Below are 23,141 nucleotides of genomic sequence, written 5' to 3' on the forward strand. Positions count from 1 at the left end.
GTCGTCGTCGAAGACCGCGCGGGAATAAGGAACCAGCAAGCCGGGCATTATAAGTAGCCGGTGCCAGGGCGACCAGCGTTAATGGGTAGTCGAGCACAGAGTGATCGCTTTTAAAACCGTTTAAAGCGTGTGTAAACCCCGTTATTTGCGACTTCACGGCAGTCTCCAACGCGTTATAAACAATGTCCGCATAAGGCGGGTCATTGGCCGGAGAGCTTGAGTGCTGGGTTTCGGACGTGCGACACAGGGGTTGATCGGCGTGGACATTACCTCGGCCACCGTCAAGCTGCTTGAGCTTGAGCGCTCGGGGGATCATTGGCGCGTGGCCTCCTGGGCCGTGCGCCCGCTGGTGGACCGCGCCGTGGTGGAGCGGCGCATTCGTGATATGGATCAGGTCGTCATGACGCTGTCTCGTGCCATCGACCATGCCGGGCCGCGCGCGCGCCGCGCCGTGGTGGCCGTGCCCACCGGTACCGTGATCACCAAGGTGCTGAGCATGCCGGTGTCGTTTGACGACAACGATATTGCCCAGCGTATTGCCATGGAATCGGACAAGCATATCCCGTTTCCGTTCAACGAAGTAACGCTCGACTTTCAGCGTCTGGGGGTCAACGCCCGCTACGACGATCAGCAGGACATCCTGCTGGTGGCCTGTCGCCGCCAGGACATGCAGCTGCTGACCGATGTGCTGGAGCAGGTCGGGCTTGAGCCTGCGGTGGTGGATGTCGAAATGTTCGCCATGGAGCGTGCCACCCGCTACCTGCTCTCCCGAATGACCCATCGCCCCGACCGGGGCAGTGCCCTGATCGATATCGGTGCCAGCATGACGGCCTTTCACATCTTTCACCGGGGGCGCATCGTCCACACCCGCGACAACGTCATGGGCGGGCGCCAGCTGACCGACGAAATTCGCCAGCACTATCGTCTGACCTTTGACGAGGCCGGGCGTGCCAAGAAAACCAACGATCTGCCGGACTACCGCCAGCGCATTCTGCATCCGTTCCGGGAGTCGCTGGTACAGCAGATCATGCGCTCGCTGAAGCTTTACTACACCACGGCCGGGGCCTGCGAGATCGATCGGCTGATTCTGGCCGGCGGCTCCAGCGTCATCGAGGGGCTGGCCGAGCGCCTGGCCGAGGAGAGCCGCCTTGAAGTGGTGCCGGCCAATCCGTTTGCCAGCATGCGCATCGCCAGCGGCATCGACAGTGCCCGCCTTGCCCTGGACGCGCCCGCCATGATGACCGCCTGTGGTCTGGCCATGAGGTCACTGACATGAACACGGTAGTGGCAACGCCCGGCGATGTCCGTATCGATATCAATCTGCTGCCCTGGCGTGAGCAGGCCCGCGAACGCCGCACCCGGCGGTTTCATCTCTGGCTGGCATTCAGCGTGCTGCTGGGGCTTGGCATCGGATTTTTATGTCAGTTCTGGCAGCACTACCAGCTCGGTCGTGTCAACGCCGATATCGCCCATATCCAGCAGCGCACGGATGACCTTGAGCACGATATTACCCAGGGGCGCGCTCTCGATGAACAGCGTCATCAGATGCAGGAGCGCATCGAGCTGATTCGCCGGCTGCAGTTCTCCCGGCCCCAGACGGTGGCGCTTTTTCAGGCGCTGACCGATACCCTGGGCGACGGGGTGGTCTACGACCGGATCGAGCGTCATGACGGGCAGCTCGATATCAGCGGGCTGGCGAGCACCAACCGTCAGGTCTCCGATCAGATGCGCGCGCTCGCCAGCGCACCGGTGCTGGGCGAGCCGCTGCTGCTGGATGTGCGCGCCGAAAGCGAGCGCTCAAGCCAGCGTCGTTTCAATCTGCAGGTGCCCGAGCGGGCATTGCGTGATGAACAGGCAACAGGGCCGGCGGCATCGGAGACGTCGTCATGAGATCTGTCGACTGGCGTCTTGAATGGCAGCGCCTGTGCCAGACGCGCCTTTCCGAGCTGAGCTTCGAGGAGGGCGGCAGCTGGCCGTGGCTTTTGCGGGTCATCACCTGCGCTCTGGTCGTGGGGGTTGTGGCGCTGGGCGCGCAATGGTTTCTGGCCACACCCGTGGCAGATGAGGTGGATGACGCCCGCGCTCAGGTGGAAACCCTGAAGTCGCAGTACGCCACGCGGGCCTTCCAGGCGGCCAACCTGCCGCTGCTGGAACGGCGCATGCAGGAGCTGGACGTACGCATGGGTACGCTTTTAAGCATGCTGCCCACCGACAGTGAGGTGCCGGCGCTGCTTGACGACATCAGCGACGCCGCTCGCGGTCAGCAGCTCGAGATCGATTTCATCCGGCTGGCACCCGCCGAATCACACCCTTTCTACATCACCCAGCCACTAAATATTCAGGTGCGCGGTGATTACCACCGCCTGGCCGCGTTCACTTCGAGGGTGGCGGAGCTGCCGCGCATCGTGACGCTGCACGATTTTACCCTGGCCCCCTCCGAGAGCGAGACGGATGAAGCACTGGTGCTGTCGCTGCAGGCCGAGACCTATCGCTATGAGCCCGAGCAGGTCGGCGAAGCGTCGGCCGGGACGGTGACGCCATGAGAGCCCCCTGCCTGATCATGCTGGCGCTGTGTCTGGGGCTGTGGGGCTGCGGGGAGGACAGGGCGGCGCAGCTGGATGCCGAGCTTGAAACGCTGCGAAATCGTCCGGTCGGCCATCTGGACGCGCTGCCCGAGCAGCCGGCGTATCAGCCGCTGCGCTACGACGCGCACGCGCGGCGCAGCCCCTTTGCGGCGGCCCCGGGCATGGTGGCCGCGGTGCCTGCCGAAACACCGCCACCGAGCAGCGTCAGACCGGACCCGGAGCGCGCGCGCGAGCCGCTGGAAAATTACGCCCTGAGCGCCCTGCGACTGGTCGGCACCCTGAGCGTGGACGGTCGCACGATCGCGCTGATTCGCACGCCGGACGGGCGGGTCGTGCGCCTTCAGCATCGCCAGCATATCGGTGAGAACAATGGACGGGTCACGCGCATTGGCAGTGACCATATCGAGATTACGGAGCTTTCGCCGGATGGCAGCGGCGGTTTCAGTGAAGTCAGCCGCACGCTGACGCTGGGAGCAACCTCATGACCCACAAGGGTAACGATCTGTACCGCGCAAGCCGCTTGAACGGTCTGCGTCTTTTGACCGAAACGATGGGCCAGCGCCGGGTCTGGCGTCATGTCACGGCGCTTTGGGCGGGTCTTTTGCTGCTTGTGACCGCCTCGCTTTCGAGCGCGGCCTCACTGACCGATATTTCACTGCGCCCGGATCAGGGCCAGGACATCGTTCGGCTGACCTTCGACGGCGCCGTTGATGTGCCGCAATCCACCATGCTGAGTGCGCCGCAGCGGCTGGTGCTGGATTTCGACGGCGTCGGCAGTCGTCTTGCGGGCTCGCGCGTGCCGCTTTCCGGGGTGAGTGTCAGTGGTGCTGAGGCGCGCGTGTCGGGGGATCAGCTGCGCGTTATCGTCGCCATGGCGCGTCCGGTCGGCTGGCAGCTCTCTGCGCTGGGCAACGTGCTGGAGGTCAGACTCGGCGAGGGCGGGCAGGGCCGCGGCGCAGGCCAGGGCGGCGATCTTCTGCAGCGCATTGCCGCCGTTCAGGCAAGTGGTGCGGTCAGTTGGGGCTACGACAGCCGCGCCGCGGCCAGCGACGCCCGTGCCCGGATCGAGGATATCGATTATCGCGCCCTGGGGCAGGGCGCCGGGGAACTGGTCGTGACGCTGGACCGGCAGGGCATCTCGCCGCAGCTGGATGTGCAGGGCGATCAGGCGCGCGTGCGTTTAAGCGGTGTGCGCCTGACGCCGCAGTGGCAGCGCATCGTGGATGTCAGCGACTTTGCCACACCTGTATCGCGGGTGACGCCGTCACAGTCCGGTGAGGATGTGGTGCTCACGCTTGCCATGGCGCCGGGGGCGGTGGCGATGGCTACCCAGCGCGGTCGCGAGGCGGTTATCCGGGTTTCACCCAATGATTCGGCCGCGGCCGGTCGTCAGCAGTCGCAGTTTCCCTTTGATGGCAAGCGCATCTCGCTGAATTTCGAAGATATTGACGTGCGCACGGTGCTGTCGATTCTGGCCGACGAGGTCGGGCTCAATCTGGTGGTCAGCGACACCGTCAGCGGCAACGTGACAATCAATCTGCGCCAGGTGCCGTGGGATCAGGCGCTGGATCTGATTTTGCAGACCCGGGGGCTGGCCAGTCGCCGCAGCGGTGATGTGTTGCTGGTGGCCCCCGGGGAAGAGCTGGCCGGCATGGCGCAGCGCGTCGCCCAGGCCGATCAGAGCCTGTCTGCCAACGAGGCACTGACCACCGACTATCTACAGATGCGCTACGCCAAGGCGATCAATATGGCCGCCCTTTTGCGCGGTGAGCAGGGCCTGGGGCTCTTGTCCGAGCGCGGGCACGTGTCGGTGGATGAGCGCACCAACACGCTTTTGGTGCAGGATACCCGCGAGCGCATCGAGGCGATCCGGCGCACCATTGACCATCTGGACGTGCCGGTGCGCCAGGTCCAGATCGAGGCGCGCATCGTGATTGCGCGTGACCGGGTGGTCAATCAGCTGGGCGTGCGCTGGGGGCTGTCGCGTCCGGGCACGCCGTCCAGCGGCATCAATCTGGCCGGCGCCTCCAGCGGCATTGCCACCAACGGCGGACTGAGCGTGGATCTGGGCAATGCCGTGGCGCCGACCACCGGTTTCAGCTTTGGCTATCTCTCGGGCGATGTGCTGCTGGACCTGGAGCTCAATGCGCTGGAATCCGAAGGCAAGAGCCAGACGATCTCCCAGCCCAAGGTGATCACGGCCAACCAGCATCCGGCGTTGATCAAGCAGGGTCAGGAAATTCCGTATCAGCAGGGCGGTGACAACACTCTGACCGGCACCACCGTCCAGTTCAAGGAGGCCGTGCTGTCGCTCGAGGTTACGCCGCAGATCACGCCGGACAATCGCATCATCATGGATCTGATCGTCAATAACGACGACGTCTCCAGCAGCCAGTACAACGGTGTACCGGCCATCGATACCAATCAAATTCAGACCCAGGTACTGGTCAACGATGGTGAAACGGTCGTACTTGGCGGTATCCTCTCTACCGAGCAGGTCAATAATCTGTACAAGACCCCGTTTCTGGGGGACCTGCCGGGCCTTGGTCGACTGTTTCGCTATACCGAACAGTCCAATGAAAAGGTAGAATTGCTGGTGTTCATTACGCCAAGGATCCTTGAGGACACCCTGACGGTGCGCTAATGCAGGCTTTACCCAATCTGTTTCTGGTCGGCCCGATGGGGACCGGCAAAAGTACCATCGGCCGCACGCTGGCGGCCGAGCTGCATCGTGATTTTTTCGATAGCGACCACGTTATCGAGCATCGCTGTGGCTGCAATATTCCCTGGATATTCGATGTCGAGGGCGAGGCCGGGTTTCGCATTCGCGAAGCCCAGGTCATCGATGAAATTACTCGCTATCAGGGCATCGTGATGGCTACCGGCGGTGGCGCGGTCATGCATCCCACCAACCGGCGCCTGTTGCGCGAGCGGGGCGTGGTCATCTATCTCTCCACCACCGTCGAGCAGCAGCTCCGGCGCACGGCGCGCGATCGTAATCGCCCGCTTTTACAGTGCGCCGACCCGGAGCAGCGCCTGCGCGAGCTTCTGGAGCTGCGTGACCCGCTCTATCGCGATACCGCCACCCTGATTGTCAGCACCGACCGGCGCAGCCCGCGCTCGGTGGTCGCCGAGATCCGGCGGCGTACCCGACGCTATGCGACCAGTACCTCGCGCGGCTGTCACTCCGATGTGCCGGGCTACTCGCTTTAGCCGATGCCTGTCGGCGCCGGCACGAGGCGCCGCCATCCATTCCTTACTGATCAACGGATGTCGCAGATGCAGACCCTCACGGTGGAATTGCCGGATCGTCACTACCCCATTCATGTCGGCCCGGGTCTTCTGGATGACGCCTCGCTTTTGACGCCGCATCTTGCCGGTCGCCAGGTCATGATCGTGACCAACGAGACGGTGGCGCCGCTGTATCTCGAGCGATTGAAGGCGTCACTGGCCGGCTATGATGTCCACGAGGTGGTCCTGCCCGACGGTGAGGCGACCAAAAATCTCGAGCACGTCGAGCGCATCTGGGACGCCCTGCTGGCGGCCGGCTTTAATCGACGGGCGACTCTGATCGCGCTGGGCGGCGGTGTGACCGGCGACATGACCGGTTTTGCGGCGGCCAGCTATCAGCGCGGCATCGCCTTTATCCAGGTGCCGACCACGCTGCTGGCGCAGGTGGACTCCTCGGTAGGTGGCAAGACCGGCGTTAATCATCCCCGCGGCAAGAACATGATCGGTGCCTTCCATCAGCCGCGCGCGGTGATCGTGGATACCGATACGCTGAACACGCTGCCGGCGCGTGAGCTCACCGCCGGGCTTGCCGAGGTGATCAAGTACGGCCTGATTCGCGATGAGCCCTTCATGACCTGGCTTGAAGACAACATGTCAGGCCTTCGCGCGCTGGAGGCGCCGCTTCTGACCGAGGCGATTTTAAAAAGCTGCGCGGTCAAGGCCGAGATCGTGGTGGAAGATGAGACCGAGCAGGGCGTGCGCGCCCATCTCAACCTGGGCCACACCTTTGGCCATGCCATCGAAACCGCCATGGGTTACGGCAACTGGCTGCACGGTGAGGCGGTCGGTGCCGGCATGATGATGGCAACGTCTCTGTCGCAGCGTCTTGGCTGGCTGGATGAGGCGGCCGTCGATCGGGTGGCATCTCTGCTTGATGCGGCGGGCCTGCCGCGTCATGCGCCGGGCGCTGTCAGCGCCGAGCGGTTTCTGGAGCTGATGCATCTGGACAAGAAGGTCACCGATGCGCGCCTGCGGCTGGTGCTTTTAAAGGCGCTGGGTGAGGCCTGTATTACCGATGAGGTCAACGAGGCAACAGTCCATGAGCTTCTGGACAACTGGGAAAGGCGCTAGCTTAATGCGTCTTTTCTGATGCAGGGCATTTCCCTGTCACGGTGGCCGATGCGATGACGCATCGGCTATTTTTTGGCCTCAACTTTAGTAGTATTGCTACATCGATCGAGGCTTTCATTTCTGACAGGTTCGAAACCTGAAAACCGCCGTGAATAACAATGGTTATCATCGGCTCGATGGCGTCTGAGACCAAGGTCTTATTGTATCGTTACCACCGCGCTTAAAAACCCTTTCCTTTCAGTTGTGTAAGCTTTGCCTTGCCGGTATCCGGCCCTCTACTCTCGCTCGATTGTGCTCCAGCCGGTCGAGTGCCGGCAGCTTCCCATCAGGACAACAACCGCGGGAGAGGAAAGGTGCTGACCCTCATAGGCCTTGCCATCATCATTACCATCGTGACCCTTTTGCTGTTTGAAAAGGTCATCCCGATCATCGCGCTCAGCGCCATTCCCTTTGTTGGGGCGTTGCTGGCCGGCTTTGGCATCGGTGATATCTCGGAGTTCTTTCAGCAGGGCGTGAACAAGGTGGCAGGCGTCGCCTTCATGTTCATGTTCGCCATCCTGTTTTTCTCCATTATGAAGGAGCGCGGGCTCTTTGATCCGCTGATCACCGCCATGGTGAAGCTCACACGCGGCAACGTGGTAGCCGTGGCCGTCATGACGGCGCTGGTGGCCGCCTGTGTGCACCTGGATGGCGCCGGTGCCGCGACCTTTCTGATCGTTTTGCCGGCGCTGATTCCACTGTATCGCCGGCTGGGCATGAGCCCCTATCTGATGCTGACCCTGATGGCGACCAGTATGGGCATTTTGAACATGGTGCCCTGGGGCGGGCCGATCGGGCGGGCCGCGGCCGTGACCGATATCTCTCCCGACGAGCTCTGGCACGGGCTGATCCCGGTACAGCTGATCGGGGTGGTACTGGCCGTGCTCGGGGCGCTTCTGCTGGGGCTGCGCGAAAAGCGTCGTATCAATGCCGCCGGTGGGGTCGAGGCGGCGGTCGCGCTCAACTATCCGCCGGGCAGCAGCACGGATATTGCCTCCCGGGGGACGGCCGCGACTCAGGAGACTTCCCACGACGGCGACAGCAGTGACAATACTGCGCCGGGTCGTGCGGGCATGCCGCGCTTTTACTGGATTAACGCGGCGCTGACACTGATTACGGTCGTGTCGTTGGCGCTGGGTCTGATGGCCCCGGCCTATATCTTCATGCTGTCGCTGTCGGTGGCGCTTTTGCTCAACTATCCAAGCCTGTCAGCGCAGTCGCGCGTGATCACCCAGTACGCGCCGCAGGCCTTCAACATGGGCGCGATCATTGCCGCCGCCGGCGCCTTTCTGGGTATTCTCAACGGCACCGGCATGCTGGAATCCATTGCCCTGGACGTGACGCGCCTGCTGCCCGGCCAGGCGGTGGGCATGCTGCACATCATTGTCGGTTCGATCGGGGTGCCGCTGGAGCTTTTGACCAGCACCGATGCCTACTACTTCGCGCTTTTGCCGGTCATTCAGCAGATCACGGCCAGTGCCGGCGTGGACCCGATCTCGGTGGCGCACGCCATGTCGATCGGCAGCATCGTGGGCACCTTCATCAGTCCGTTTTCACCGGCGTTGTGGCTGGCCCTCGGGCTGGCCGGTCTCGAGATGGGGCGCTATATCCGCTACGCCTTTCTCTATCTGTGGGGCTTTAGCCTGATCATGATGGTCGTCGGCTATCTCTTCGGTCTGTACTGAGTCCGCCCGTCAAACGCCTTGAATACTATCGATGCCAGGCCCGGAGACGACTTCCGGGCCTTTTTGTCATCGCCACCGATCAGGCCTGTCGAAAGCCATGAACCAAAAAAGGCATGGGTCATGCACAAACGGCATGGGGTGGCACGCACTTTTATAGGGCGGTAAATGCCTTCAGGCGCCATCGGGGTGCAGACCTAACGTCTTGAGAAGACTGTCTTTTTTGGCAGGAGTGTGTCGTAACCCTTCGAAATTGAGTCGTTTTTTCAAAATCGCGAGGGTGGCAGGGGGTTTGCCTCGCAGGCCGTCTATCGTATGCTCGAAGCAGCTCTTTTCCCACCTCGGGCGCTCAAGAGGCGCTGTCTGAAACAAGAACAACCGGGCAGAGTATCCTTCTTTTAGACCCATTACAACCGTGTCAATTTCTTGATGCTTCGCTTTCTAGCGTTTACGGAGAGGCATGTTCATGACAAGAGGTCTTCATCGGCCCGACGAGTTCCGTGACAACTGCGGTTTCGGCCTGATCGCCCACATGGAAGGGCAGTCAAGCCATGACCTGCTTGCCACTGCCATCGAATCCCTGACCTGCATGACGCACCGTGGCGGCATCAACGCCGACGGCAAGACCGGCGATGGCTGCGGCCTGCTGCTGGGGATGCCCACGGGCTTCATGCGCGATATCGCCCGTGAGTCTTTGCAGGCAGAGCTGGGGGATAACTTCGCCGTGGGCGTGGTGTTCTTCCCCGACGACGACGAGCGTGAAATGAAGGCGCGAGGCGTTGTCGAGGAAGAACTCGCCGCCCGTGGCCTGTCGTTTCACGGCTGGCGCGACGTGCCCGTGGACGACAGCGTCTGCGGGCCGCTGGCGCAGTCATGCCAGCCGCGCATTCGACAGATGTTCGTCTCCCCGGCCAAAGGCCGTGACAGCGATCTCGACTTCAACGTCGATCTGTACATGGCGCGCCGCTTTGCCGAGCAAAAGCTCAAGGGCGAAGAGGAGTTCTACGTCTGCTCGCTCTCCTCGAAAGTGGTCTCCTACAAGGGGCTGATGATGCCGGCGGATCTGCCGACGTTTTATCAGGACCTGAGCGATGAGCGCCTGGAGACTTCGATCTGCGTTTTCCACCAGCGCTTTTCGACCAATACCGCGCCGCGCTGGCCGCTGGCCCAGCCGTTTCGTTTTCTGGCCCACAACGGCGAAATCAACACCATCGAGGCCAACCGCAGCTGGGCCAATTCGCGCAAGGAAAACTTTGCGACCGAGCGGCTCAAGGAGATTGAAGGGCTCGAGGAGATCGTCAACACCACCGGGTCCGACTCCTCGAGCATGGACAACATGCTCGAGCTGTTGCTGACCGGCGGTATGGAGCTCTACCGCGCCGTGCGTTTGATGGTGCCGCCGGCGTGGCAGAACGTCGAGACCATGGACAGCGAGCTGCGCTCGTTTTACGAATACAACTCCATGCACATGGAAGCCTGGGACGGCCCGGCCGGCATCGTGTTGACCGATGGCCGCCACGCCGTGTGCATGCTGGATCGCAACGGTCTGCGCCCGGCGCGCTGGGTGATCACCGACAACGGCTATATCACGCTGGCCTCGGAGATCGGTGTGTGGAACTACCCCACCGGGACGGTCGTGGCCAAGGGTCGCGTCGGACCGGGGCAGATCCTGTCGGTGGATACCCACACCGGTGAGGTCCTTCACACCGCCGATGTCGATGACCGCCTCAAGCGTGCCTACCCGTACAAGCGCTGGCTCAAGGAAAACGCCCACTATCTGGAATCGGCGCTGACCGAGCTGGCAGAATTCCAGCCGGTAGACGACAAGCAGCTGCTGGCGATGGAGAAGATGTTCCTTGTGACCAACGAGGAGCGCGATCAGGTGCTGCGGCCGCTGGCCGAAACCGGTCAGGAAGCGGTCGGCTCGATGGGCGATGATACCCCCATGGCCGTACTGTCGCGTCAGCCGCGGCTTCTGAGCGACTTTTTCCGCCAGAAGTTCGCCCAGGTCACCAATCCGCCGATCGACCCGCTGCGTGAAGCGATCGTCATGTCGCTGGAGACCTGTCTTGGCGCCGAGCGCAGCGTGTTCGAGGCCACGCCCGATCACGCCCACCGCCTGATTCTGACCACGCCGGTACTGTCACCGCGCAAGTTCACCGCGCTGACCGAGCATGACGACCCGGCCTTTACCAGCTGTCGCCTGCCGATGATGTATGACGGCGAGGCGATGAGCCTGAAAGAGGGCATCCTGCATTTGCGCCAGCAGGCCGAAGAGAAGGCGCGGGCGGGCTGTGTGGTGCTGGTGCTTTCCGACAGCGGTCTGGAACAGGGCCAGTTGCCGATTCATCCGGCACTGGCCGTGGGCGCGGTGCATCAGCATCTGGGTCGACTGGCGCTGCGCCCGCGCATCAATATCGTGGTCGAGACCGGTTTTGCCCGCGACGCCCATCAGATGGCGGTGCTTTTCGGCGTGGGGGCCACGGCGGTCTATCCGTGGCTGGCCTATCAGACCATGGCGGATATGTACCGCAGCGGCGAGCTGACCGGCAATCCGGCAGACGGGCGCGAAAACTATCGTCGCGGTCTGCAAAAGGGGCTTTTCAAGATCCTGTCCAAGATGGGCATTTCGCACATCGCCTCCTACCGCGGCTCGCAACAGTTCGAGGCGGTAGGGCTGTCCTCCGAGATCATGGATCTATGCTTTCACGGCATGGCCTCGCGCATCGAGGGCACCGGCTTTGCCGAACTGCAGCTGCAGCAGGAGCTGCTGGCCCGGGATGCCTGGACGGCGCGCAAGCCGATTCGTCAGGGTGGCATCTACCGCTACGTGCACGGCCACGAGTATCACGCCTACAACCCGGATGTGGTCAAAAAGCTTCAGGAGGCCGTGCAGGAGAGCAGCTTCGAGAAGTGGAAGGTGTTTGCGGCGCTGGTCAACGAGCGTCCGGTGGCCACCATCCGCGACATGCTCAGGCTCAAGGCCGGCGCCGAGCCGATCGATCTGAGCGAGGTCGAGCCGGTCGAAAACCTGCTGCCGCGTTTTGACAGCGCGGGCATGTCACTGGGCGCACTCTCGCCCGAGGCGCACGAGTCGCTGGCCCAGGCCATGAACGAGGCGGGCGGGCGCTCCAACTCCGGCGAAGGTGGGGAAGACCCGGCGCGCTACGGCACGATTCGCTCCTCCAAGATCAAGCAGATCGCCTCCGGGCGCTTTGGCGTGACGCCGGCCTATCTGGTCAACGCCGAAGTCATGCAGATCAAGGTCGCGCAGGGCGCCAAGCCCGGCGAGGGCGGTCAGCTACCGGGGGGCAAGGTCAACGCGCTGATTGCCAAGCTTCGCTACGCCGTACCCGGTGTGACGCTGATCTCGCCGCCGCCGCACCACGATATCTACTCCATCGAGGATCTGGCCCAGCTGATCTTTGATTTGAAACAGGTCAATCCGGCCGGTCAGGTGTCGGTCAAGCTGGTCTCCGAGCCCGGCATCGGCACCATCGCCACCGGTGTGGCCAAGGCCTACGCCGATCTGATTACGGTGTCGGGCTACGACGGCGGTACCGCGGCCAGCCCGCTGACCTCGATCAAGCACGCCGGCTCGCCGTGGGAGCTGGGACTGCCCGAGGTCCATCAGGCGCTGCGGATCAACGGCATGCGCGGGCGGATTCGTCTGCAGACTGACGGCGGTCTGAAAACCGGGCTGGACGTGGTCAAGGCAGCGATTCTGGGCGCCGAGAGCTTCGGCTTTGGCACCGCGCCGATGGTCGCGCTGGGGTGCAAGTATCTGCGGATCTGTCACCTCAATAACTGCGCTACCGGTGTCGCTACCCAGCATCAGGGGCTGCGTGACGAGCATTTCCGCGGCACGGTGGACATGGTCAAGAACTACTTCCGCTTCATCGCCGAGGAAGTGCGCGAGCTGATGGCCATGCTGGGCGTGCGACAGCTCACCGATCTGATTGGGCGGGTGGATCTGCTCGAAAAGATCGAGGGCGAGACCCGCTCCCAGCGCGCGCTCGAGTTCGAATCGCTGCTTTACAACGATTTCGTGCCCGATGACGCGCCGCAGTTCTGCCAGGTGGAGCGCAACATGCCCCACGACGGCGGCGAGAAAAACCTCGAGATCATGGATCTGACGCGTGAGGCGCTCGAAGAGAAAAGTGGCGGCGAGTTCCATCTCACGACCACCAACTGCGACCGTTCGATCGGTGCGACGCTGTCCGGCGCCATCGCCAAGCGCTACGGCGAGGCGGGCCTTGAAGACGCCCCGATCACGCTGCGCCTGACCGGCGTGGCCGGCCAGAGCTTCGGCGTGTGGAACGCGCGCGGGCTCAACATGTATCTCGAAGGCGATGCCAACGACTACGTCGGCAAGGGCATGAACGGCGGCACGCTGATCATCACGCCGCCGAAGGACAGTCGGTTTGAAAGCCGTCACACGGCGATCATCGGCAACACCTGTCTGTATGGCGCGACCGGCGGCACGCTGTATGCCGCGGGCACGGCCGGCGAGCGCTTTGGCGTGCGCAACTCCGGGGCCTTTGCGGTCATCGAAGGCGCCGGCGATCACTGCTGTGAGTACATGACCGGTGGGGTCATCACGGTGCTGGGCAGGACCGGACTCAATTTCGGTGCCGGCATGACCGGTGGCTTTGCCTTCGTACTCGACCTGGATCGCGAATTCGTGGACAGCTACAACCACGAGCTGGTCGAGATCCAGCGCGTCAACACCGAGTACATGGAAGCCTATCGGCGCTACCTGCGTGAAACGCTCGAGGCATATGTCGCTGAAACCGGGTCCGCCTGGGGTCAGGAGATCCTTGAGGACTTCACCGAATTTGTCCGCTATTTCTGGCTGGTGAAGCCCAAGGCCGCAAGCCTTGGAACCCTTCTGGCCGAATCCCGCCGCCGGCCCGAATAAGGAGTGACGTCACATGGCAGAACAGCTCTCCAACGATTTTCAGTTTATCGATGTGGGTCGCCAGGACCCGAAGAAAAAGGAAGCGCACCTGCGCGTGCAGGAGTTCGGCGAGATCTATGAAGAGTATCGCCCGCGCGACGCCGCAAGCCAGGCGCATCGCTGCCTGCACTGCGGCAATCCGTACTGCGAATGGAAGTGCCCGGTCCACAACTACATTCCCAACTGGCTGAAACTGGTCACCGAAGGGAACATTCTGGAGGCCGCGGAGCTTTCGCACCGCACCAACTCGCTGCCGGAAGTGTGCGGGCGCGTCTGCCCGCAGGATCGCCTGTGCGAAGGCGACTGCACGCTCAACGATGGCTTTGGCGCGGTCACCATCGGCTCGATCGAGAAATACATCACCGATACGGCCTTTGCGATGGGCTGGCGTCCCGACATGACCGGCGTTGAGTGGACCGACAAGCGCGTGGCCGTCATCGGGGCCGGCCCGGCAGGTCTGGGCTGCGCCGATGTGCTGGTACGCAACGGTGTCAAACCCGTGGTCTATGACCGCTATCCGGAAATCGGCGGGCTTTTGACCTTCGGTATCCCCGAGTTCAAGCTCGAAAAGCACGTCATGCAGCGCCGTCGCAAGGTGTTCGAGGAGATGGGTGTCGAGTTCCGCCTGGGCGTCAATATCGGTACTGACGTTGCGATCACCGATCTTCTGGGCGAGTACGATGCCGTGTTCATGGGCATGGGCACCTACAAGTACATGGAAGGTGGCTTCCCCGGCGAGCAGCTCGACGGCGTCTACAAGGCGCTGGACTATCTGATCGGCAACGTGAACCACAATCTGGGCTTTTCGGACTCGGCCACCGACTTCGTCTCGCTCAAGGGCAAGCGGGTGGTAGTGCTCGGCGGCGGCGATACGGCGATGGACTGCAACCGTACCGCGCTGCGTCAGGGGGCCGATGAGGTGACCTGCGTCTACCGTCGCGACGAGGCCAATATGCCCGGCTCGCGGCGCGAGGTGAAAAACGCTCGCGAGGAGGGCGTCGAGTTCCTCTTCAATCGTCAGCCCATTGCCGTCATCGGCGAGAACGGTAAGGTTGAAGGCATCAAGGTCGTGCGCACCCGCATGGGGGACCCGGACGACAACGGCCGTCAACGCGCCGAGGTGGTCCCGGATTCCGAAGAGGTCATCGAGTGCGAAGCGGTCGTGGTGGCCTTTGGTTTCCAGCCCCATGAGGTGGACTGGTACAGTGACCATCGCGTCGACATCGATGAGCGCGGTCGTGTACTGGCGCCTGAAAAGGGCGACATGGAAATGCGTCGCTTTGCCTATCAGACCGGCAACGAAAAGATCTTTGCCGGGGGCGATATGGTCCGTGGCTCGGATCTGGTCGTGACCGCTGTTTTCGAGGGGCGCCAGGCGGCAGAGGGCATTCTGGATTACCTGGCGGTCTGATCGCGACCGGAGGCAGCAGGGGCGTCGGCCGCTGTGCCGGTGCCCCTTTTTTGTTCTGAAACCGGGCGTGTTGGCGCCCGCCCCGGTGGTATGTGCGCCGCCAAATCTATACAGTGGCGCCCTCGCGACACACTGCAACGAACGGACAAGGGTAAAGAACATGATCAGGCTGGAACGCAATATTCTGGATCAGGCCAATAACCATATGCGTGAACTGGAAGATCATGTCATGGGCAACAACGACGGTGATCAGAACAAGGCGCTGGACACCAGCAGCCAGCTCAAGGCACTGCTGGCATTGGCCGAGATTCGCGACAGCGGCATGTCCGATGAGTGCGCCGGCATGCTCGAGGAAATCGAGCGCCGCTCGAAGCTTGTAATTTCAAAGCTCGAAGACAGCCGCCTGAGCCTCTAAACGTCTCGTCGGGCCGTAAAAACGGGCGTCCTGTGATCAGGGCGCCCGTTTTTTTAATGGTCATGGTGGAGACTCAGGGATGCCGTCGATCAGGGCAGGGGTTACTCTCTTGCCGACAATACTGAATCGCGCAGGGAAAAGGCATGGCCGTCATTGTCACAGAGTGTGGATTGGCGCAGGCATCACGGGTTGCGGCCATCGGACGTGAAACCTATCGCCAGACGTTTGAGAGCCATCATGACGCCGATGTCATGACACAATATCTTGATCGCGCGTTCAATATCAGCGTCGTGACAAAGGAGATCGGCCACCCGCAGTCAGGGTTCTGGCTGCTCGAGGTGGACGGTCACGTCGCCGGCTATCTCAAGATGAACCATGGGCTGGCACAGACCGAAGCGCAGGAAGACGGCGGCATCGAAATCGAGCGAATCTATCTTCTCAAGGCATTTCAGGGCCAGGGGCATGGCCGGGTGCTCTTTGACAAGGCGATGGCAGTTGCCCGGGCTTACAGCAGCCGCTTTGTCTGGCTGGGAGTGTGGGAACACAACGATCGCGCCGTTGCATTTTACAAGGCCATGGGATTTGAAATTACAGGTACCCACGACTTTCGAATGGGAGACGTCGTGGATACCGACTACATCATGCGCCTGATGCTTTAACGAACACGAGCGCCTGTCGGCCGACAGGCGCTTATGGATGCGGCGGCTCAGGCGATTTCGATGCGCCCGATCAGCGTCTCTTCGCTCTGCTCAGCGGTATCGGCCAGTACCCGGCGAGCGTCTTCAAGCTTTTCCGGGTCCATGTTGAGCTGCAAAACGCCCTTCACTTGTTTGTTGTCCAGGTAATACACCACGCCCTGCTGCTGCGGGGTGGCCCAGTCTTCGATGGTCTCAAGCGAGCTGTCGAGCGTGCCGACGGCCTTGTAGGCCATGTCGAACACGGTGGAGTAGAAATACGGCGTGTGGTCGTAGGTTTCACCGCTGCCGGCCATGATACGGCCCGCGCTCATGCCGGACTGGTTGGCATGATCGACATGCTCGATGCGACGGCGGCCCAGAATCCGGTCCGGATAGCAGGCGACGTCGCCGGCGGCGAAGATGGCCTCGTCAGCGGTCTGCAGCCGCTCGTTGACGACCACACCTTCATTCACTTCAAGGCCGGCATTTTCGGCAATCTCGACGTTGGGCGTCACGCCCAGCCCAAACACTACGGCATCGGCTTCCAGCGTGCTGCCATCATCCAGTGACAGGGTCACACTGTCACCGCTGACTCTGCCGGTCTCGACGCTGCGACCGCCCAGCAGCCTGACGCCCTGGTCCAGATAGGCCTGATGAAAGCAGCTGGCCAGCGACTGCGGGAACATTTTGCTGCCCAGCACCTCTTCGGGATAGACCAGCGTCACCTGCGTGTCGTTTTGCACCAGCGCGGCGGCAATTTCGGTGCCGATATAGCTACCGCCGACGACCACGATATGGCGTTGCCCGCCTGAAAGCTCATACAGGCGGTCGTAATCGCGCACGGTGCGAAAATAGAGCACGCGATCGCCCGCTGGCAGGTCATCAAGCGTCACAACCGTGCCGCCGGTGGCCAGCAACAGCCTGCCATAGCCGTGCACTTCTCCCGAGGCCGTGGTCACGGTCTTTTCGTCACGGTTGATGCTTTCCACACGGGTGTCGGTGTAGAGCGTGGTGTGCTCGTCCTGCTCCGGCGACATCCAGATCTTGTCATAAGTGAACTCGGGGTCGGTCCAGAGCTTCTTGGAAAGGGCGGGGCGCGTGACGGGGCCGTTGGGCTCGGCGCCCAGAATGGCAATGCTGCCCCGGTCGTCGTGCTCGCGGATACCGTTGACGGCGTTGGCGGCCACCATGCCGCCTCCGATGATCAGATAATCATGGCGTTGCATATCGACTCCCTGTCGTGAAATGCGTTGAGTGCAGTGCCGGCCTCCAGCCGGCAAACCTGATAGCTCAAGCGTAGTTCAGGACGGGTGGGTCTGTCGGGCATAACCCCCTCGATATCAGGGAGGCCGGATGGGCATCTGCGCCCGCTCTATCGTTGCCTCTGAGGCCGGCCATGGCCGACGGGAGTGCTGACTCGATAACGGGCTGTATTTTATACCGTTTTTTTTTAGTGTGGTGGAGATCGTGAAGCACTTGCTTCGCCATGGCGCCCCTGTCAGCCTGGCGGGTCGTGTCGACCGGTCAGTCGCCCGGCAGTGTCGTTCGCCAGGATGGCCGGTGCCTGGTCCTGTCTCGGGCCGCAGGGGAGCATCCCGACGCCCGGGGCGGTAGAATGCGCGCCGGATGGCATTTGATGACACGGCTGGAGTAGACAAGAGATGGCACAATCCTGGTTTCCACGCTGGCACCCGGCTGACGCCAGCAAGGGCGGGCTGGTCGCGCCCGATGAGCGCCTCAGCGCCGGCCAGACGCTGGTCATGGGTATTCAGCATGCGGTGGCGATGTTCGGCTCAACCGTGCTGGCGCCGCTTTTGATGGGCTTTGATCCCAATCTGGCCATTTTGATGTCCGGTATCGGTACGTTGCTGTTTTTTCTGATCGTGGGCGGGCGCGTGCCGAGCTATCTGGGCTCGAGCTTTGCCTTTATCGGCGTGGTGATTGCCGCCACTGGTTACGCCGGCAGCGGCGGCAACCCCAATATCGGCCTGGCGCTGGGCGGCATCATTGCCTGCGGAGCGATCTATGCCCTGGTCGGGCTGATCGTAATGGGGCTGGGCACGCGCTGGATCGAGGTGCTGCTGCCGCCGGTGGTGACCGGGGCGATCGTCATGACCATCGGGCTCAATCTGGCGCCGGTGGCCGTTTCAAGCGTGGCGGATTCCAGCTTTGACAGCATCATGGCGCTGGTCACGGTGCTCTGCGTCGGGCTGGCGGCGGTATTCACCCACGGCATGCTGCAGCGGCTTTTGATTCTGGTCGGGCTGGTGGCGGCCTATATCCTCTACGCCGTGGTCACCAACGGGCTGGGCCTGGGCACGCCGATCGACTTTTCGGTGATCTCGAGCGCCGCCTGGTTCGGGTGGCCAGGCTTCACGGCGCCCACGTTCAGCGCGCATGCGATCGTTTTGATCGCACCGGTGGCGGTGATCCTGGTGGCCGAGAACCTGGGGCATATCAAGGCGGTCGGGGCCATGACGCAGCGCAATCTGGACCCGTATATCGGTCGCGCCTTTCTGGGCGATGGGCTGGCGACCATGCTCTCCGGGTCGGCCGGCGGTACCGGCGTGACCACCTATGCCGAGAACATCGGTGTGATGGCGGTTACCCGGGTCTACTCGACGCTGATTTTCGTCGCCGCCGCCGGCTTTGCGATTTTGCTGGGCTTTTCGCCGCGCTTCGGGGCCGTCATTCAGACCATTCCCGAGCCGGTGCTGGCCGGTACCTCGATCGTGGTCTTTGGTCTGATCGCCGTGGCCGGTGCGCGCATCTGGATCGAAAACAATGTGGACCTGGGCGATAACGCCAACCTGATCGTGGTTGCGGTCACGCTGGTGCTGGGTGCCGGCAACTTCTCGCTGAACCTTGGTCAGTTCACCCTCGATGGCATCGGCACGGCCACCTTCGGGGCGGTGATCCTGCATGCCATCCTGCGTCGTGGCACATCGCGCAAGGCGCTGGAAGATGGGCACTGACGTCTGCCCTGATCAGACGCGCCCCGATGTGTTCTCCGGCATCCAGCGCGCAAGGCCGGTGTTATCACATGTTGTGCTTTCGTTTTCACGGGCCTGGCGCGTTAGGCTGGATGAGATGACCGACACGAACCGGGGCGCCTTATGAACGAACAGCCTGACGATGAACGACCGCTGGCCATGACGCGCGAAGTGCTCGAGGCCGACCGGTTGCGCGCCCACTATGAAAAGCATCATCCGCAGGAGACACTGGTCTCCAACGAGACCTTTCGCGACTCGATCAATGAGATGCTGGCCCATCGACCGCCCTGTGCCGAGCAGATCGACGGCGTGTATCTGTTTGCCTACGGTTCGCTGGTGTGGAATCCGTGCATCGAGATCGAAGAACGACGTCGCGTGCGCCTTGAAGGCTATCATCGTGACTTCTGCCTGAATCTGGAGCACGGACGCGGCACGCCGGAGTGCCCGGGACTGATGCTGGCACTGGTGCCCGGCGGTGACAGTGAAGGCATGGCGCTGCGGGTCAGCGAGCAGCACCTGGCGCATGAACTGTTGCTGGTCTGGCGCCGTGAGATGCTCACCGGCGCCTACATGCCGCGCTGGGTAACGCTGGCCAGTGAGGCGGGCGAGCTGCCGGGCATTGCCTTTATTGCCAACCCCGACCATCCGCGCTATCTACCCGGTCTTTCCGATGCCGACATCTTTGGCCGGCTGGCCCGGGCCAGCGGCGTGCTGGGCAGTTGCCTTGAGTATCTGGACAACACGGTCGCCGGACTCAAGGATCTGGGCATCGAGGATAACTATCTGGGACGCATTCAGCGCGCCGTGCATGCCCATAATCGTACGCTCCGCTCGCGTTAGGGTGAATACGGGGGATCGCATGCCGATCGATTTCCTGCTGTACTTGCCCGTTATGGCCATTGATACCTGATCCCCGGAGCATGCATGAAAAAGCCCCAGACCCTTTTTTTTCAGGATGATGGCAATATTCCCAACAGCGCCTATCCCACACTTGTCTATCGCGCCATGATCGCAGACAGCGGCCAGACACTGGTAGACATGTTCGAAGCCCTGTTCCAGCAAAACGACTGGCCCGTTCAGTGGCGCGGTGGGGTGTTTGACTACCATCACTTTCACAGCACGGCTCATGAGGTACTGGGGGTCTACGCCGGCGCTGCGACCTTGCGTCTGGGCGGTGAGCGCGGTGAAGACATCGAGGTCAGCGCCGGCGATGTCATCGTGCTGCCGGCCGGTACCGGGCACTGTCGTATCAGTGCCAGCAACGACTTTGCCGTGACGGCCGGCTATCCGCGCGGGCAGTCGGACTGGGACATCTGCCGCAGCGGCGATAATACGCCCGCCGTGAAAGCGCGTATCGCATCGCTGTCGCGTCCGGCGCTTGATCCGGTCGCCGGAGAGGCGGGCGGTGTGGCAAGTGACTGGCGCTGACTATATTGATAGCGCGTCGCCGGTTCGCGGCGTGTTTGTTCATTCCAGGAGGATACGTCGTTGACGAACGAGCATCGCCAACGCACCGGCGCACAGGATCGGGATACGCACGACAGCAGTGCCATCGTGTTCGAGGGGGTCACCAAGCGCTACAGCGATGGCACGGTGGCGGTCGAGTCACTGGATCTGACCCTGCCGGCCGGGGAGCTGACCGTGCTGGTCGGCCCGTCGGGCTGTGGCAAGACCACCACGCTTCGCATGATCAATCGACTGGAAACGCTGAGCGAGGGGCGGCTTCTGATCGGTGAGCGCGATGTGATGTCGGTGGATGCCACACGACTGCGCCGCCAGATCGGCTATGTGATGCAGCATTCGGGGCTCTTTCCGCACAAGACGATTGCCGACAATATTGCCGTCGTGCCGCGCCTTCTGGGCTGGGACAAGACCCGCATTCGCGAACGCGTCGCCGAGCTGGTCGAGCTGGTGGGCCTTGATGAGGCGCTCGCCAGGCGCTATCCGCATCAGCTTTCCGGCGGACAGCAGCAGCGCGTGGGGCTGGCGCGGGCGCTGGCCGCCGACCCGCCGATTCTTTTGATGGATGAGCCCTTTGCCGCGGTCGACCCCATCGTGCGCTCGCATCTGCAGGAGGAGTTTTTGAGCCTGCAGCGCCGGGTGCAAAAGACCATCGTGATGGTGACCCACGATATTGACGAGGCGATGAAGCTCGGCGATCGGGTGGCGATCTTTGCCCAGGGCGGCAAGCTTGCCCAGTTTGATACACCGGCACGCCTTCTATCGGCACCGGCGAGCGATTTCGTGGTCGATTTCATCGGGGCCGATCGCGAACTGCGGCGCCTGGCGCTGGAGCGCCTGGACAGTCTGGCGCTGGATGCCGGGCTGACCGCGCCGCGAGACGAGATCGTGGCCAGGGCGCGCAGCTATCTGCAGCAGGCCGGCAGCAGCGGCATCGTGGTGCTCGATGAGCAGCGCGCGCCGCTGGGCTGGCTGGACTGGGACACGCTCAAGCAGGCCGACCCTCAGGCCCGGATCGATGCCCTGCCGCTCAAGGCCTGGCGTCACCGCCTCTATCTACACGACAATCTGCGAAGCGCCCTTAATGCCCTGATCAGCTCGCCCGGCGAGGTCATGCCGGTGCTTAACGCCCAGGGGCGTTATGTGGGGGTGATCGATCAGCTGCAGCTGACAAGGCGGCTGTCATGAACTGGGGCTGGGTGGCCTCCAACAGCTCGCAGATCACGGCGGCACTGTTGCAGCATGTGCAGCTGGTCGGCCTGGCGCTTTTGTTCGGCTTTTTGATCGCCTTTCCGCTGGCGCTGCTGGCCGTGCGCTGGCCGCGTCTTTATGGGCCCTCGCTGGCCGTCACCGGCGTGATGTTCACCATTCCCTCGCTGGCGCTGTTCATTTTGCTGATGCCCTTTACGGGGCTTTCGATGGCGACCTCGCTGATCGGTCTGACCATCTATACGCTGCTGATTTTGTTTCGCAATATCGTTCAGGGCCTGCGCGGTGTGTCGCCCAGCGTGCGGGAGGCCGCGCGGGCGCTGGGTTATACACCGGCGCGGCGGCTGTTTGCCGTGGAGCTGCCGATCGCGCTGCCGGTGATTGTGGCCGGCATTCGCATTGCGGCGGTGACCATCATCGGCATGGTGACGGTGACCGCGCTGATCGGCCAGGGCGGGCTGGGGCAGCTGTTCATCACTGGCTTTACCCTGAGCTTTGCCACGCCTCTGATTATCGGCTTTGTTTTGTCGGTGGTGCTGGCAGTGGCCGTGGATCTGGCGCTGGTGGGCATCTTGTACTGGCTGACGCCATGGCAGCGAGGGGTGCGCTGATGAACAGTGACTTCATGAGTCTGCTGGCGGGCGTGATCGACTGGTTCTCCCAGCCCGTGAACTGGCAGGGCCCCGGCAGTATCCCCGAACACGTTCTCGAGCATGTGACCTATGTGTTGATTTCGACGCTGATCGGAGCCGCCATCGCACTGCCCATCGGCATCGGGCTGGGGCACAGCGGTCGCGGCGGGCTGATGGCGATCAATATCTCCAATATCGGTCGCGCCATTCCCTCCTTCGGGGTGATCATCCTGGTCTTTTTGCTGGTCGGTTACGGCGTCATTCCGATCATCGTGGCGCTGGTGGCGCTGGCGATCCCGCCGATGGTGACCAACAGTTTCGTGGGCATGCGCGAGGTGGACCCGGCCGTGCGCCAGGCGGCCGTGGCGCTGGGGATGACCGGCTGGCAGCGGCTGTGGCAGGTGGAACTGCCGATTGCCATGCCATTGATCATGGCGGGGGTGCGCACATCCGCCGTGCAGGTAATGTCCACGGCGACGCTTGCCGCCTACGTGGGCCTGGGCGGGCTGGGCCGCTATCTGATTGACGGTCTGGCTGTGCGCGATCTCGCCCAGGTGCTGGTGGGGGCCATCCTGGTGGCGGTGCTTGCGATCATGACCGAGCTTTTGTTTGCAGGGCTTCAAAAACTGATTACGGCCAAAGGGCTGCAATAACGGGGTGCGTGCAACAAGGGTGCACAAGGCGCCGGTCTGGGCCAGAATCGACAGGGCCAACG

The 23,141-nt window shown here is 62.6% G+C and carries 19 protein-coding genes; 18 read left to right on the plus strand and 1 reads right to left on the minus strand.

What is annotated here, in order from left to right; genetic code table 11:
* The first annotated feature begins 220 nt into the window (after nucleotides 1-220).
* From pilM to ACXMYO_RS01290, 12 genes are all read left to right on the plus strand, one after another.
* On the plus strand, nucleotides 221-1,276 hold the full coding sequence (gene pilM, locus ACXMYO_RS01235; protein WP_457807547.1) for a type IV pilus assembly protein PilM: 1,056 nt from the start codon (nucleotides 221-223) through the stop codon (nucleotides 1,274-1,276).
* On the plus strand, nucleotides 1,273-1,890 hold the full coding sequence (locus ACXMYO_RS01240; RefSeq protein ID WP_457807548.1) for a PilN domain-containing protein: 618 nt from the start codon (nucleotides 1,273-1,275) through the stop codon (nucleotides 1,888-1,890). Before pilM ends, ACXMYO_RS01240 begins: the two co-directional genes overlap by 4 nt.
* Nucleotides 1,887-2,543: a type 4a pilus biogenesis protein PilO gene (locus tag ACXMYO_RS01245; RefSeq protein WP_457807549.1), complete on the plus strand. Its 657-nt coding sequence runs from the start codon at nucleotides 1,887-1,889 to the stop codon at nucleotides 2,541-2,543. The genes ACXMYO_RS01240 and ACXMYO_RS01245 overlap by 4 nt, the downstream gene beginning before the upstream one ends.
* The gene (locus ACXMYO_RS01250) at nucleotides 2,540-3,070 is read left to right on the plus strand and encodes a pilus assembly protein PilP (protein WP_457807550.1); all 531 of its coding nucleotides are present in this window, start codon (nucleotides 2,540-2,542) and stop codon (nucleotides 3,068-3,070) included. Before ACXMYO_RS01245 ends, ACXMYO_RS01250 begins: the two co-directional genes overlap by 4 nt.
* On the plus strand, nucleotides 3,067-5,229 hold the full coding sequence (locus ACXMYO_RS01255) for a type IV pilus secretin PilQ (protein WP_457807551.1): 2,163 nt from the start codon (nucleotides 3,067-3,069) through the stop codon (nucleotides 5,227-5,229). Before ACXMYO_RS01250 ends, ACXMYO_RS01255 begins: the two co-directional genes overlap by 4 nt.
* Nucleotides 5,229-5,798, plus strand: a complete 570-nt coding sequence (aroK, locus tag ACXMYO_RS01260; RefSeq protein ID WP_438766255.1) for a shikimate kinase AroK — start codon at nucleotides 5,229-5,231, stop codon at nucleotides 5,796-5,798. The genes ACXMYO_RS01255 and aroK overlap by 1 nt, the downstream gene beginning before the upstream one ends.
* A gap of 66 nt (nucleotides 5,799-5,864) precedes the next feature.
* Nucleotides 5,865-6,947 carry a 3-dehydroquinate synthase gene (gene aroB / locus ACXMYO_RS01265; RefSeq protein WP_457807552.1) on the plus strand — a complete coding sequence of 361 codons (1,083 nt, stop codon included), beginning with the start codon at nucleotides 5,865-5,867 and terminating at the stop codon, nucleotides 6,945-6,947.
* Nucleotides 6,948-7,300: 353 nt separating this feature from the next.
* The gene (locus tag ACXMYO_RS01270) at nucleotides 7,301-8,671 is read left to right on the plus strand and encodes a CitMHS family transporter (protein ID WP_457807553.1); all 1,371 of its coding nucleotides are present in this window, start codon (nucleotides 7,301-7,303) and stop codon (nucleotides 8,669-8,671) included.
* A gap of 463 nt (nucleotides 8,672-9,134) precedes the next feature.
* Nucleotides 9,135-13,589: a glutamate synthase large subunit gene (gene gltB / locus ACXMYO_RS01275; RefSeq protein WP_457807554.1), complete on the plus strand. Its 4,455-nt coding sequence runs from the start codon at nucleotides 9,135-9,137 to the stop codon at nucleotides 13,587-13,589.
* A gap of 13 nt (nucleotides 13,590-13,602) precedes the next feature.
* Nucleotides 13,603-15,039 (plus strand): FAD-dependent oxidoreductase, encoded by a 1,437-nt coding sequence (locus ACXMYO_RS01280; RefSeq protein ID WP_438766260.1) that lies wholly within the window; start codon nucleotides 13,603-13,605, stop codon nucleotides 15,037-15,039.
* Between the two features lie 160 nt (nucleotides 15,040-15,199).
* Nucleotides 15,200-15,454 (plus strand): hypothetical protein, encoded by a 255-nt coding sequence (locus tag ACXMYO_RS01285; protein ID WP_115854732.1) that lies wholly within the window; start codon nucleotides 15,200-15,202, stop codon nucleotides 15,452-15,454.
* 143 nt (nucleotides 15,455-15,597) lie between these two features.
* The gene (locus tag ACXMYO_RS01290) at nucleotides 15,598-16,113 is read left to right on the plus strand and encodes a GNAT family N-acetyltransferase (protein ID WP_457807555.1); all 516 of its coding nucleotides are present in this window, start codon (nucleotides 15,598-15,600) and stop codon (nucleotides 16,111-16,113) included.
* 47 nt (nucleotides 16,114-16,160) lie between these two features.
* Here ACXMYO_RS01290 and ACXMYO_RS01295 read toward each other — a convergent pair whose 3' ends face one another.
* Nucleotides 16,161-17,357 (minus strand): NAD(P)/FAD-dependent oxidoreductase, encoded by a 1,197-nt coding sequence (locus ACXMYO_RS01295; RefSeq protein WP_457807556.1) that lies wholly within the window; start codon nucleotides 17,355-17,357, stop codon nucleotides 16,161-16,163.
* A 435-nt stretch (nucleotides 17,358-17,792) separates the two neighbouring features.
* Between ACXMYO_RS01295 and ACXMYO_RS01300 the strand changes: the two genes are divergently transcribed.
* The 6 genes from ACXMYO_RS01300 to ACXMYO_RS01325 all read left to right on the plus strand — a co-directional run bounded on the left by ACXMYO_RS01300 (nucleotide 17,793) and on the right by ACXMYO_RS01325 (nucleotide 23,079).
* Nucleotides 17,793-19,106, plus strand: coding sequence for a solute carrier family 23 protein (locus ACXMYO_RS01300; protein ID WP_457807557.1), 1,314 nt, complete (start codon nucleotides 17,793-17,795; stop codon nucleotides 19,104-19,106).
* Between the two features lie 141 nt (nucleotides 19,107-19,247).
* Complete coding sequence (locus ACXMYO_RS01305; protein WP_457807558.1) at nucleotides 19,248-19,964, plus strand: gamma-glutamylcyclotransferase; 717 nt, start codon at nucleotides 19,248-19,250, stop codon at nucleotides 19,962-19,964.
* An 84-nt stretch (nucleotides 19,965-20,048) separates the two neighbouring features.
* Nucleotides 20,049-20,552, plus strand: coding sequence for a cupin domain-containing protein (locus ACXMYO_RS01310; RefSeq protein ID WP_457807559.1), 504 nt, complete (start codon nucleotides 20,049-20,051; stop codon nucleotides 20,550-20,552).
* Between the two features lie 60 nt (nucleotides 20,553-20,612).
* Nucleotides 20,613-21,773 (plus strand): ATP-binding cassette domain-containing protein, encoded by a 1,161-nt coding sequence (locus tag ACXMYO_RS01315; RefSeq protein WP_457807560.1) that lies wholly within the window; start codon nucleotides 20,613-20,615, stop codon nucleotides 21,771-21,773.
* Nucleotides 21,770-22,405, plus strand: coding sequence for an ABC transporter permease subunit (locus ACXMYO_RS01320; RefSeq protein ID WP_438766268.1), 636 nt, complete (start codon nucleotides 21,770-21,772; stop codon nucleotides 22,403-22,405). Before ACXMYO_RS01315 ends, ACXMYO_RS01320 begins: the two co-directional genes overlap by 4 nt.
* Nucleotides 22,384-23,079 carry an ABC transporter permease gene (locus ACXMYO_RS01325; protein WP_457807561.1) on the plus strand — a complete coding sequence of 232 codons (696 nt, stop codon included), beginning with the start codon at nucleotides 22,384-22,386 and terminating at the stop codon, nucleotides 23,077-23,079. Before ACXMYO_RS01320 ends, ACXMYO_RS01325 begins: the two co-directional genes overlap by 22 nt.
* Nucleotides 23,080-23,141: the final 62 nt, after the last annotated feature.

The organism is Kushneria sp. EE4, assembly GCF_977968315.1.